Source organism: candidate division KSB1 bacterium (assembly GCA_022566355.1).
Taxonomy (GTDB): domain Bacteria; phylum Zhuqueibacterota; class JdFR-76; order JdFR-76; family DREG01; genus JADFJB01.
The window spans coordinates 17,875-30,053 of sequence record JADFJB010000016.1 but is presented as its reverse complement, the minus strand read 5'-3'; the positions used below and the strand labels follow the sequence as shown (position 1 = coordinate 30,053).

At 39.5% G+C, this 12,179-nt stretch carries 12 protein-coding genes; 5 read left to right on the top strand and 7 right to left on the bottom strand.

The window, feature by feature from the left end; all coding sequences use genetic code 11:
• The first annotated feature begins 3 nt into the window (after positions 1-3).
• The 5 genes from IIC38_04855 (at position 4) to IIC38_04835 (ending at position 7,216) form a co-directional block, all read left to right on the top strand.
• Positions 4-2,910 carry a tetratricopeptide repeat protein gene (locus tag IIC38_04855; protein ID MCH8125273.1) on the top strand — a complete coding sequence of 969 codons (2,907 nt, stop codon included), beginning with the start codon at positions 4-6 and terminating at the stop codon, positions 2,908-2,910.
• 151 nt (positions 2,911-3,061) lie between these two features.
• Positions 3,062-3,550 carry a VCBS repeat-containing protein gene (locus IIC38_04850; protein ID MCH8125272.1) on the top strand — a complete coding sequence of 163 codons (489 nt, stop codon included), beginning with the start codon at positions 3,062-3,064 and terminating at the stop codon, positions 3,548-3,550.
• 406 nt (positions 3,551-3,956) lie between these two features.
• The gene (pabB, locus tag IIC38_04845; GenBank protein ID MCH8125271.1) at positions 3,957-5,771 is read left to right on the top strand and encodes an aminodeoxychorismate synthase component I; all 1,815 of its coding nucleotides are present in this window, start codon (positions 3,957-3,959) and stop codon (positions 5,769-5,771) included.
• 177 nt (positions 5,772-5,948) lie between these two features.
• Positions 5,949-6,266 carry an ASPIC/UnbV domain-containing protein gene (locus IIC38_04840; GenBank protein ID MCH8125270.1) on the top strand — a complete coding sequence of 106 codons (318 nt, stop codon included), beginning with the start codon at positions 5,949-5,951 and terminating at the stop codon, positions 6,264-6,266.
• Positions 6,267-6,712: 446 nt separating this feature from the next.
• On the top strand, positions 6,713-7,216 hold the full coding sequence (locus IIC38_04835) for a hypothetical protein (GenBank protein MCH8125269.1): 504 nt from the start codon (positions 6,713-6,715) through the stop codon (positions 7,214-7,216).
• 75 nt (positions 7,217-7,291) lie between these two features.
• Here IIC38_04835 and IIC38_04830 read toward each other — a convergent pair whose 3' ends face one another.
• The 7 genes from IIC38_04830 to IIC38_04800 all read right to left on the bottom strand — a co-directional run bounded on the left by IIC38_04830 (position 7,292) and on the right by IIC38_04800 (position 12,020).
• A complete protein-coding gene (locus IIC38_04830; protein MCH8125268.1) occupies positions 7,292-7,717 on the bottom strand; it encodes an NUDIX hydrolase in 426 nt (141 codons plus the stop codon).
• Positions 7,718-7,847: 130 nt separating this feature from the next.
• Positions 7,848-8,705 carry an RNA polymerase sigma factor RpoD/SigA gene (locus IIC38_04825; GenBank protein ID MCH8125267.1) on the bottom strand — a complete coding sequence of 286 codons (858 nt, stop codon included), beginning with the start codon at positions 8,703-8,705 and terminating at the stop codon, positions 7,848-7,850.
• A 153-nt stretch (positions 8,706-8,858) separates the two neighbouring features.
• Complete coding sequence (locus IIC38_04820; protein ID MCH8125266.1) at positions 8,859-9,929, bottom strand: Mrp/NBP35 family ATP-binding protein; 1,071 nt, start codon at positions 9,927-9,929, stop codon at positions 8,859-8,861.
• A 239-nt stretch (positions 9,930-10,168) separates the two neighbouring features.
• Complete coding sequence (rplS, locus tag IIC38_04815; GenBank protein ID MCH8125265.1) at positions 10,169-10,513, bottom strand: 50S ribosomal protein L19; 345 nt, start codon at positions 10,511-10,513, stop codon at positions 10,169-10,171.
• A 30-nt stretch (positions 10,514-10,543) separates the two neighbouring features.
• Positions 10,544-11,236 (bottom strand): tRNA (guanosine(37)-N1)-methyltransferase TrmD, encoded by a 693-nt coding sequence (gene trmD, locus IIC38_04810; protein ID MCH8125264.1) that lies wholly within the window; start codon positions 11,234-11,236, stop codon positions 10,544-10,546.
• Positions 11,237-11,776 (bottom strand): 16S rRNA processing protein RimM, encoded by a 540-nt coding sequence (gene rimM / locus IIC38_04805; GenBank protein MCH8125263.1) that lies wholly within the window; start codon positions 11,774-11,776, stop codon positions 11,237-11,239.
• Positions 11,777-11,789: 13 nt separating this feature from the next.
• A complete protein-coding gene (locus IIC38_04800) occupies positions 11,790-12,020 on the bottom strand; it encodes a KH domain-containing protein (GenBank protein MCH8125262.1) in 231 nt (76 codons plus the stop codon).
• Positions 12,021-12,179: the final 159 nt, after the last annotated feature.

The window sequence follows — 12,179 nt, the reverse complement described above, 5'->3', positions numbered from 1 at the left end:
TAAATGGCTCGTAAAAAGAAGAAAAGACAATTTCTACCGTCTATATTGACGGTTAACTTAAAAAACACTCTGGTGATCAGCCTGGTTCTGGCAGGTTTTATTATAGCCAATACGTCCTACTTGCTTATCAACCGAATCGCCGATTCTCTCAATTGGCGTTTCTTTTCAGCAGGAAAAACCTCCCTTCCGCAATTATTCCAAATTATGGTATTGACTCACACTGGCGTAGGACTACTCTTGATTACCCTGATGGCGGGTTTCGCAATTGCCCATTTACGCAAAGTTTGGCGCCGACGCCATAATGCCAGCATTTTTTCCGGGATTTCTTTTGTTGCCACAGGTATAGTTCTGGCTGTGACCGGACTATTCATTCTGACTGAATCAGCCAGTCGGGATAACCAATGGGCATGGTGGGCTCACGTTGTTTGTGGTACACTTGCCATAGCCGGTTATATTACCCATCGATTTGTGAGTTATACACGACCGACTGGAATAAAATATAAGAGATTCTTCTTAACCGTAGTTGCTCTCGTTTTGGTTTTAGTAACCTGGCACGGGTTTACTAACCGTGGGATTATCAGAACCCAGGAAGCTCAAATTGCCCTTGATAAGGGATTGTATGATGGACCGGGTGCAAAAAACCGCGATGTGACCAAATTCTCCGAATCGCCGTTTGTTCCCACCGGATTTGTTCCTCCGGGTAGTCCTTTCTTCCCATCTGCAGCAACTACAACTTCGGGCGGTTATTTACCTTCGAGAATTATCACCCGGGACGATTTGGGGTCGATGACAATACATGAGGATGAAATAAAAGAATTCGGTTTTGTCAAAGACACCCGGATAGGAGCAGAAACATGCAACCGTTGTCATGCAGATATTGTAGACCAATGGGCTACATCTGCACATCGATTTGCATCTTTTAATAATCCTTTTTATGAAGCAACAATTGAAGATTTGCGAAGAAATGCGACTCAGCCAAATGTCTGGGTAGAAAAACATATCAAAAGTTTTCCCGAGACTAAAGACAGAGTCGGGATGGTTAAAAGTAAGTGGTGCAGCGGTTGCCATGATCCAGCCCTTATGCTGGCCGGAGCTATGGATAAACCGATCAACCGTAATTCACCGGAAGCTCAAGCAGGATTAACCTGTTTGGCTTGTCATGCTATCGATCAAATCCACAATCAAACGGGAAATGGCAATTATAACATCGCCGATGAGCAAGAGGACCCTTACCTATTTGCAAATGCCAAAGAAGGAAGTATGGGAGCTTTTATTCATGATGCTATTATCAAAGCCAAACCTACTGTCCATAAACGTCAGATGCTGAAACCGTTTTTTAAGAAAAGTGAATATTGTGCGACCTGTCATAAGGTCAGTTTGACTGAACCTGTCAATAATTACCGATGGCTCCGTGGGCAGGATGAATTCGACAATTGGCATGACAGTGGAGTTGCGCTTAATGCTTCCAGGACTTTTTACCTGCCTGCCCAAAAACGTCTGTGCCAGGATTGCCACATGCCACCGGAACCTGCGATTCTCGGTGATGTTGCCGCGAAAAACGGCTTTGTCCGTTCACATCGTTTCCTGGCAGTAAACACTGCTCTGCCATTTTTACGAGGTGACACAGAGACCATCAACAAGATAGAATCGTTCTTACAAGACGAAAAATTAAGCGTCGATATTTTTGCTTTAAAGACAGAAAGTATGAAAAAACCAGTAATGGCCATCAATCGGAAAAAACCGGTTTTGAGTGCAGGGGAGAATGTCACCTTTGATGTTGTCGTTCGCAATAAAGGTGTCGGCCACACTTTCCCAGGCGGCACCAACGATTCCAACGAGGCGTGGCTTGAGGTTAGTGTCTTAGATGAAAATGGCAATCTGTTGGCAAAAAGCGGAGAGTTAAATAAAGATGGCCATGTTGATCCAATGGCACACGTTTATAAAGCTTTGATCGTTGACAAAGACGGTAATCCAATTCACCGTCGTAATGCACAGGATATTCATGTTACGGTTTTTGCCAACGTTATTGGCCCTGGAACTGCGGATATTGCTCATTACGAATTTACGATGCCAAACGGATTAACCGGAGGTTCGATTAAAGTTAAAGCACGTTTATTGTGGCGAAAGTTTGATCGTAAGTATACTGAATTTGCTTTCTATGCAAATCGTGAAGGGTTTAAACAATATGACACTGTACCGGATTTACCCGTTACTGTAATTGCTTCTGATGAGATTAGCCTGGAAATTAGTAAAACACGGAAAGCTATTGTGACTAATATTTTAGCAGATGAAAAATCGGACTGGATGCGTTACAATGATTATGGTATCGGACTATTGCTGGAAGAAGATACCAGGGGAGCATCAATTGCTTTTCAACAAGTTGCAAAACTCAGACCCGATCTGTTACACGGATCACTGAATCTGGCGAAAGTAGCCGTAAGGGATGGGAACATCGATAAAGCTTATCAGTATCTCAAAAAATGTGAGAAGATTAAACCCGGTGATGCGCAAGTCGCATGGGTTTGGGGGGTTGTATTACAGGAGGATGGCCTTTATGAAAACGCTGCTGCTGCTTATCGAAGAGTACTGGAACAATTCCCCGAAGACAGGGCGACATGGCGCAATTTAGGACGAACGCTATACCTAAATCAACAATATGAAGAAGCTTTGCAGGCTTTCGAACAGGTGTTGACGATTGATCCTGAGGACGCAATTGCACACTATCACCGTATGCTATGCTTCCGGGCCATTGGAAAAGAAGAAATGGCAAAGATCGCTGAAGCAGCCTACAAATTCTACCAAATTGATGAATCAGCCAAAGAAATAACTCGAGCATACCGTCTAAAAGACGAAGGTGCAAACTTAATGGCGCAGAAGATTCGGATACATGTTTTGCGTCTACAGAATTAAAGTTGCCTCGTTTTATATGAACCTCCAACATAGCCGGATTTGTATTTGTTAAAGCAATCGATTTGATATATTTGGATGATCGAGATCGCGATTCTGCTTAAGTTTAGTTTGGATATTTCTATTCATGCGAAGATTTGTTTTTCTAATATCAATGATACTAAGCCTTATCTTTTTTGCCTGTAATTCTAAAAAATCCAAGAAAGAAACAGAAACTGGTAAATTTAGTTTTCATGAAGTCTCGAATCTGGTAAACCTTAACTTTTTGCACGAGCCCGGAGTGGACAGCAGCTATTATATGCCGGAAAGTATTGGCTCCGGATGTGCGTTTTTAAACTATGACAACGACGGAGATCTCGACATCTATATGGTAAATGGCAACCAACACAATGCAAAAAGCCCGACTGATACATTCACAACGAATCGTCTATTTCTCCAGAATGATTACGGAAAGTTTTCAGACGTTACTGAAACCTCAGGACTTGGCGATTCCGGTTACGGGATGGGCGTGGCAGTTGGCGACATAAATAACGACGGTTATGTTGATGTCTATATCACCAATTATGGATTCGATGCTCTATATCGTAACAATGGCGACGGAACCTTTAGAGATGGTGCTGAGGCCCTTCGCTTGGCTAAGTAAGCTTATGAACAGACTGACCATTCAGACATAGGAACTCTGGATGTCCTGGCCGCCGCATATGCTGAAAACAGGGAACTTAGCAAAACTGTGTCACTTGCCCGCTAAGCATATCAATTGGCGCTCTCAAACCAGCAGAAATAGCGAGTCAAATTCAAAGCCGACTCAATCTATACCTTGCTCGCAAACCATATTATAGACGAGAGTGGTGACTTCCCAAAACAATTGCTTTCAGTACTATTGTAAAAATAAATCTATTAGAGAATGCCCCTTAAAAAAAATCCATTACTGATTTCACTATTAAAGTGGAAAGAAGTTATGTTTGTTAGTAAACTTAAATTTATGGTTGTTTACCCATTACCAAATAATATTTCGTTATGGAGAAATTTGGCTAGACAAAAGAACAATAATGCACCATAATCCGGCTTCCTATCATCAAGTCGTGTTGCACGATACAGCCAGGGGGTGTTGGCTTCATTTTGAACATCCTCGAGAGATCATCGAGACAAGTCGAGTTGAAGATGTGTTGGATTCGCTCGGTTATGTAAAAAAAGCTATAGCAGAACGAGGATTGTACGCTGCTGGATTGGTTGCCTACGAGGCAGCACCTGCCTTTGACCCTGCTCTTACCGTGAAAAGAGATGAGGAATTTCCATTGGTCTGGTTTGGCCTATACGACAAGCCACGCGAGACAGAAATTCTAACATCGTGTACGAAACCATCTTCAATTCAAAAATTTCGATGGTTCCCTTCGGTAACCTCCCATGAGTATCGAGATGCCTTTAAGCGGATCAAGGAGTACATACTATGCGGAGATACATATCAAGTTAACTATACCCACCGTCTTAACGCATCGTTTTCATCGGATCCATGGGTACTCTTTCTTGAGTTGCTAAATGCACAAGATCCTGAATTCGGTGCATTTGTCAACACAGACAATTGGGTTGTATGCTGTGTATCACCTGAGCTTTTCTTTCAAATTGATGGTGATCGAATCACATCCCGTCCAATGAAAGGGACTGCAGAACGCGGGCTAACCTACGAAGAAGATATCAAACAAGGGAATCTATTGCATAAATCCGAGAAGGATCGAGCTGAGAATATAATGATCGTGGATATGGTGCGAAACGACATCGGACGAATTGCTGAAACTGGTAGCGTGAATGTCACTAATTTATGGGAAGTCGAAAGATACCCGACCTTGTGGCAAATGGTATCTACAGTTCGAGCAAAAACTGAAGCTGATTTTGTCAAAATCTTTCAAGCAATGTTCCCTCCTGCTTCGATCACTGGGGCTCCGAAGTCACGCACCATGGAGATTATCGCCGAACTTGAATCCAGTCCTCGCCGAGTATACACAGGGTCAATCGGATTTATCACCCCGAACCGGCGTGCACAGTTCAACGTCGCTATCCGTACAATAGTAATCAATAAAAACAATAGCAAAGCGGAATATGGGGTAGGCGGTGGTATTGTATGGGATTCGGATTTGTCACGGGAAATGTTAGAGTGCCGGACAAAAGCACAGGTACTTAAGGGATATCCACGTTCATTTTGTCTTCTGGAATCGTTGCTATGGACACCAAAAGAAGGTTATCGCCATCTTGATAGACATTTGAATCGTCTCGAGCAGTCTGCTTCATATTTTAGATATACCCTTGAAGTTGAACTCTTGAAATATGATTTGAAACATAATGCAAATCACCTACCTCCAAAAGCACATAAGGTTAGGATACTAATAGCGAAGGACGGCAATATCACGATAGAATCAGAAATATTGAAATCAACTGTAGCCGGTTTAAAAAAGAGAGTTGCAATAGCTCAATCGCCGGTGAATAGTTCTGATCCGTTTCTCTTCCACAAGACCACCAACAGGAAAGTTTACGAAAACGCCAAAAAAAGCCGCCCAGGATACCATGACGTCATTCTGTTTAACGAAAATGGCGAGGTTACAGAATCAACAATAGCGAACCTCGTCGTTGAGATCAATGGAGCTTTGTTTACACCACCGGTCCATTGTGGCCTTCTTCCAGGCACTTACCGTGCATGGATGCTGGAATGTGGGATGAGCGAAGAAAAATCGTTAACTATTGAGGAGGTTTTAATCAGTTCTAGGGTGTTCCTGATTAACTCAGTGCAGGGTATGTACGTAGTTTCAGTCGTCCACCCAGGGAAAACTGATAAGGATGGTTTATTATGGCAAAATAAATCTCTTAGAGAATGATCCCTGGTCTGCTTCTGTGGTGCTAACGAATGTACTTACAATGTGATTGGCCTTACGGAAGGTTACGGCTAAAACTTCTGCAGACATAATTATGCCTGGTCAGTGATCTCGGTAAAGTTCTCTTCACCTGCCCCAAAAATCCGAAATACTTATCCCTTTAAATAAGTCCCCGGTAAAATGAGTAAATGGACCTACCATAATATTGGCGCCAAACCCGGATTATGGATTCAACTAGTAGATTCCAATGGAAACATCGCCGGTATAGGTGCAACAATTCGAATTAAATTTGCTAACCATTATGGACCTGCCCGAGAAATTCATGCCGGTTCGGGCTATTGGTCACAAGATTCCATGATCCAGGTATTAGGATTGCAAGAGGAGGTAAAAGGTATTTGGATACGGTGGCCCGGTGGGATAATTACAGAGACTAAAATAGTTAAGATATCAAATGAAATAACCATCAACTCAGAAGGCAGGATTGTAAATTACCTATAATTAATGCCTGAAGGAAATTCTACAAGCAGTTTAATACCAATAATCTTTCCCGGCTAATAACATTCAAGGGCAAGTTTGAGCCGAAATCTCATCTTTCCTGGTTGGGGGATTTCCACGAAGTTTCGCCTGCATCAAAATCATAATACTTTTTAATTGCTTTTAATAAGCAAAAGAATAGAAAACTATTTGTCATTGCGTAAAGTGCTGTTTTTTAACAAGATTTTTCCAGAATTTTAAAGGTTTGGTTTTTGAGTAATGCCCCATTTATTCATCAGCTATCCCAGTTTTCAAACAGCCTCAAAGCATGGAGTGGAATAAGAACTATTATTTTATCCTTCTGTTTCAGATCTAAACAAAAAATATCTAATTTCAAAAAATTGATAACTATTATTTTGCCATACTCCGATAATTAAGATAAATCAGATAACAAAGGGAAGGATCGGTAGATGGGAAAGTGGACGATGTGTAAAGTTGGGGGTTTTGTTGTAGCAGTACTGATATTTGTGGGCTGTTCCTCACAGTTACGGAATACTAATATAGAATCAACTAGCTTTTCAGAAAAGATTGGCAATGCTACAAGCTATGATTTTACAAACAAATCATTTCAGCACTTAATCAAGTATCACTATGAATTAATTCGATTTGAGAGTAATCCTAGTCAACTTTATCTCGAAACATCTTGGAAATACCGGTTACCATTCAAAGATGAAGTACAGCTCGGTGTTGAAGAAGCAAAAACCAAGATAGTAATAAGTGCTAGGCCACGGAAGCGTGCCATTTTAAATGGTTCGAATTTAAATGTCGTAAGAATGTATGCTGAAAATTTGGTAAGGCTAATTGATAGTGACGAATGGATTCAAATTCCTATGACAAATATGCTAAAATCTTATTTGTATCGTGTCTCAGATGATCTGAAAACTGATCTCTTAACAGGTATACGTCAATTTTAATTCACTTTTTACCTGGTCATTCACACAATAGCATCATGATGAAGTCTACGTCCCTTTATTATCCAATAAATTATGCTAAAATAAATTTTTCAGATACTGTTTAAGTCCATTAGTGTACTTAAAGCGGTCCAATTCGTCCGATTTCAACCAAGAATAGTCATCTGCATCACTGGCGGGTACTATTTTATTTGATTTTGTATTACAAATATAATTTATAATAATGTAGTGATAATTCACTTTTCCTGATTTGTCATAAAGTATTCTATCATATACAGCATTGAATTTATGGTTTTCTACTCTAATTCCACATTCCTCGCTGATTTCTCTTTGTAAAGCTTCTACTAATGTTTCTCCAGTCTTTACGATACCACCGGGAATGCTCCACAAACCTTTTCCAGGCTCCTTTGCTCTTTTTATAATTAGAATTTCGTTTGAATTGTTAAAAATGGCTGCACTGACAGCAACAAAAGGCCGTTCAGGATAAGCTCGTGTATGAACCATAAATGATTTGATGATTGGTTTACATAGAGTGTTTAATTATCGAAATATACACCTAAAACTAAAGCGACCCTTTTTAGATAAATAAAGGATCGCTTTAGATTATTTCGAAAGATTTATTAGAACTAGTTTTCTAGCCAAGAAATTGGCGGAGCATTTTACCTTTGCTGGTTCTACGAAGCTTTTGCAAAGCCAATTCCTTGATCTGCCGGACTCGTTCGCGACTCAGGCTCAATCGATCTCCAATTTCACTTAGAGTTAGTGTTCTTTCTTCTGATATTCCGTAATACAACTTTAGAATTTCACCTTCACGAATCGGCAAAGAATCTAATACTTTCGAAACTTCAATCTTTAATGATTCATCCATCAAAGAATTATCCGGCTGCGGAGATTTATCGTCAGGAATAAAATCCAAAAGAGTGGAATCATAGTCATCACTGATCATTTCATCTAATGAGAGATCTTTACCAAAATTTTTCATTATACCGGATAGGTCAGTGATAGAGATTCCAAGTTCTTTGGTTACCTCTTCCATGCTCGGATCTCGTGCTAATTTCTTGCGAAGTTTATTATAAGTTTTTTCAACCTTAAAAACTTCCCATACTTTGTTGAAGGGTAATCTAACCATTTTAGACTGATTTACAATTGCTTCCATAATTGCTTGACGAATCCACCAAACAGCATAGGAAATAAATCGAAACCCCTTGGTTCGATCAAACTTGTGAGCTGCTTTGATCAAGCCAATATTCCCTTCGTTTATTAAATCTTCAAGAGGAAGACCTCTATTCTGATACTCTTTTGAAACAGAGACTACAAATCTTAAGTTGGCCTCAACAAGTTGATTTAATGCCTGTTCACTACCTTCTGATATCTCTTCAGCTAATTTTATTTCCTTCTCTTGCGTTATGAGAGGCGTCTTTTGAATATCCTGCAGATAGTTAGCAAGTGAAGCCTTATAGGTCATCAAGTTTTCATTTCTTTTTTGTGCCATACCCCAGTTATCCTATTGTTTAATGATGATTAATTATTTTATTTTATTACAAAGTTAACTGTATACGCTTAGGTCATAAATTTGTTCATTATTTGTACTTTATTATTTGGACTTGTCATGACACTTCCTTGTCGATTTTTAAAAGCTGTTTTGTCATAATTCCGATAATGGCATTTGTTGTAAAATTTTGTCAGAAATATCCAGAAATGCTTGAGATTGTGGTGACTCCGGTTTACCAATGACTATGGGCTTTCCAATATCTCCTGCAATTCTAACTTCAATATCAAGCGGAATTGAACCAAGAAAAGGAACATTTAACTTTTCACTTGTTTTTAAACCACCTCCATGGTCAAATATCTCTGTTCGTTCTTGACAATGAGGGCAAACAAAATAGCTCATGTTTTCAATAACTCCGATAATATCCACATCCACTTTTTGAAACATACGGACACCTCTAATCACATCAGCAAGTGCTACATCCTGTGGAGTCGTAACAATAATTGAACCATCCAACTTTATCAGACTGGATAAACTAATCTGGGCATCTCCTGTTCCTGGCGGCATGTCCACTATAAAATAGTCAACATCCTCCCATGAAACATCTTTCATAAATTGTTCAATCGCTTTACCCACCATTGGTCCACGCCACACCACGGGTGAATCATCTTCCAAAAAAAATCCAATTGACATAAGTTTGATCCCATAACGATCAATGGGCAATATCCGGTTTCCTCGTGCAGCCGGCTTTTTATTAATGCCCATCATTATTGGTATGTTTGGGCCATAAATATCAGCATCTAACAATCCAACCCGGGCGCCTCTTTGTGCAAGCCCAAGGGCTAAATTGGTAGCAACCGTTGATTTACCAACACCTCCTTTTCCACTGGCGACCGCTATTTTATACTTAATATCAGTTAATAGTTTTGGAGCTGTCTTGTCAGATGGAACATGCGAAGGTTTCGGTTGAGGTTTTACTTTAGCTGTGGGAGTTCCAATTTCCATAGAAATTTGTTTAATTCCATCGAGCCCTTTAATCTTCTCTCGAATTGTCTTTGAAATTTGTTTTCTTAACTGCTGATCTTTACTATCAATCTCCAAAACAAGCTTAGCTATTGAATCCTCTACAACGACATTTTTCACAGCGCCATATGTAACCAAACCTTGATCGGTATTTGGATAGTGGATCGTTTCCAGTTCTGTTTTTATTGTTTCTGCATCGATCATTTTGTTATTCATAATTCCTTTAGAATCGAATTTTAAATATTTCAATAAGAACACATCCAATCCTTATTGATTTCGAATAAATGGATATTGCCCGAATCCATTAAACATCAAAATGAAGTGGCAATATATCGATTATATTCAATAATAGCAAGTACTAAATTAATAAAAAACTCCCTTTCTGAAAAAAGGCGGTAAAAGTAAATTATAAAAATAAATTATTTTAAAAATTAAAGAAAATATTAAGTCGTTTTTTCTTCAATCCGTGCAGCTTTTCCTGTTAAATTTCTTAAATAATAAAGCTTAGCTCTTCGTACTTTTCCGCGACGGATCATATCAATTTTCGCAATATTGGGGGAATGAAGCGGAAATATCCTTTCAACACCTACACCATTTGATATCTTACGTACTGTAAAAGTTTTGTTGATACCTGCACCTCGTATTTTAATGACAACACCCTGGTAAATTTGGATTCGTTCCTTGTCACCCTCTCTTACTTTTACGTGTACGGCTATTGTATCACCGGGTGCAAACTCAGGCAAGTCATCTCTAAGTAAATCCATCCCAACACCTTCAAGCTTTCCCATCTTACTTCTCCTCAATTATTGTCATATTATTTAACATTTTTCCTTTATTAAATCTTTTCGTCTTGCCATTGTACGGTCCAGTGATTGTTCTTTCCGCCATTTCTGAATATTTTCATGGTGGCCAGATAGCAGCACCTCCGGCACCTTCATTCCACGATACTCTTCAGGCCTGGTATAATACGGGCAATCAAGATACTCTTGTTGAAAAGAATCCGTGGTAGCTGATTCAATATCACTAATTGCACCTGGGATCAGCCTAATTATGGCATCCATTATCACAAGCGCCGGTAATTCGCCACCAGTTAACACATAATCGCCCAAAGATATTTCATCAGTCACCAATGCTTCAATTATTCTTTCATCAATTCCTTTATAATGCCCACACAAAAATACAAGGTGCGATTCCTTAGCCAATTCGTTCGCTATCTGTTGGTTGAAGACTCTTCCCTGAGGGCTCAAATAAATTATTTTACTATTACATTCAGAATCTAAGGATTTAAAGATATGATCGACACATCTAAAAAAAGGCTCAGGCTTTATAACCATACCCGGCCCACCCCCATAAGGATAGTCATCAACCTTATGGTGTTTATCAGAGGTGAATTCCCTCAGATCATGAATATTGATATCAACCAATTTCTTATGCCGGGCTCGTTTAATAATACTTTCTTCAATGGGGCTTTCGGCTAAATAAGGAAAAGCTGTGACAAGATCTATTCTCATTTATTGTCCCGTTTCCAAATCAAGTAGTCCTGGCAAATCTTGTATTTTGATTCGCTTTTGATCTATTGAAATATCTGTAACTATTTCTGCTACAAATGGAATCATTACTTTTTTATTATTCTTTTTCTTAACAACCAATAAATCCTGTCCTGGAGATGACAACACATCAGCAATCGTACCAACATACTCTCCTACCGGGGATAAAACTTTCAAGCCGATTAGATCGAAAGCAAAATAAGTATCGGAAGGTAATTCAATACATTCTTCCCGATTTATACATATTTCGTAACCAATTACTGTTTCAGCTTCATTAACAGAGTTAATACAATCTAATTTTATAAGAACTTTGTTTTGATGTAATCTTACACTTTCAATTTTGGCAGAAAAGCTATTATCCCCGTCAACCGGAATCATGAATATTTCAGACAGACTATGAAACCGATTAGGGCTATCCGTTAACGGCTTAACTTTTAACTCTCCACGGATTCCATGGGGTTTGATAATTATGCCGACTCGTACCAGGTCAGCATTGTCTGACATTGCTGACAGAAGCCTATTCTAAAATTTCTAAAACAGCTCGCCTGCCAGTTTTTGCAGACGCCGCAGCTAGCAATGTACGAATGGATTTGGCTGTTTGGCCTCTTTTTCCAATTACTTTGCCAAGATCACCATCTCCAACACGAAGCTCATATACGACTGTGCGCTCGCCATCAATCTCACTAACACGCACCTCATCCGGCTTATCGACCAGATGCTTTGCAATGAACTCGACAAATTCCTTCATTTCCGACCCTCCTTGCTGGTTGTGGCCAATGTTACCTGCACCAGGCTCTGAGCTCTTTTGAAAGCGTTTCCAAAAATTCGCCATTATTCTTCAGATACTCAGTCCATGGTTAACAAAAAAAGATATCAATGAATTTTTCCTGCCTAGACATGGAGGTAT

Coding starts and splice junctions, on each gene's coding strand:
- IIC38_04825 (MCH8125267.1), bottom strand. CDS start 8,705: ATGGCACAAAAAAGAAATGAAAACTTGATGACCTATAAGGCTTCACTT.
- IIC38_04840 (MCH8125270.1), top strand. CDS start 5,949: ATGAGTAAATGGACCTACCATAATATTGGCGCCAAACCCGGATTATGG.
- IIC38_04830 (MCH8125268.1), bottom strand. CDS start 7,717: ATGGTTCATACACGAGCTTATCCTGAACGGCCTTTTGTTGCTGTCAGT.
- IIC38_04850 (MCH8125272.1), top strand. CDS start 3,062: ATGATACTAAGCCTTATCTTTTTTGCCTGTAATTCTAAAAAATCCAAG.
- rimM (MCH8125263.1), bottom strand. CDS start 11,776: ATGTCAGACAATGCTGACCTGGTACGAGTCGGCATAATTATCAAACCC.
- IIC38_04820 (MCH8125266.1), bottom strand. CDS start 9,929: ATGATCGATGCAGAAACAATAAAAACAGAACTGGAAACGATCCACTAT.
- IIC38_04855 (MCH8125273.1), top strand. CDS start 4: ATGGCTCGTAAAAAGAAGAAAAGACAATTTCTACCGTCTATATTGACG.
- IIC38_04835 (MCH8125269.1), top strand. CDS start 6,713: ATGGGAAAGTGGACGATGTGTAAAGTTGGGGGTTTTGTTGTAGCAGTA.
- trmD (MCH8125264.1), bottom strand. CDS start 11,236: ATGAGAATAGATCTTGTCACAGCTTTTCCTTATTTAGCCGAAAGCCCC.
- pabB (MCH8125271.1), top strand. CDS start 3,957: ATGCACCATAATCCGGCTTCCTATCATCAAGTCGTGTTGCACGATACA.
- IIC38_04800 (MCH8125262.1), bottom strand. CDS start 12,020: ATGAAGGAATTTGTCGAGTTCATTGCAAAGCATCTGGTCGATAAGCCG.
- rplS (MCH8125265.1), bottom strand. CDS start 10,513: ATGGGAAAGCTTGAAGGTGTTGGGATGGATTTACTTAGAGATGACTTG.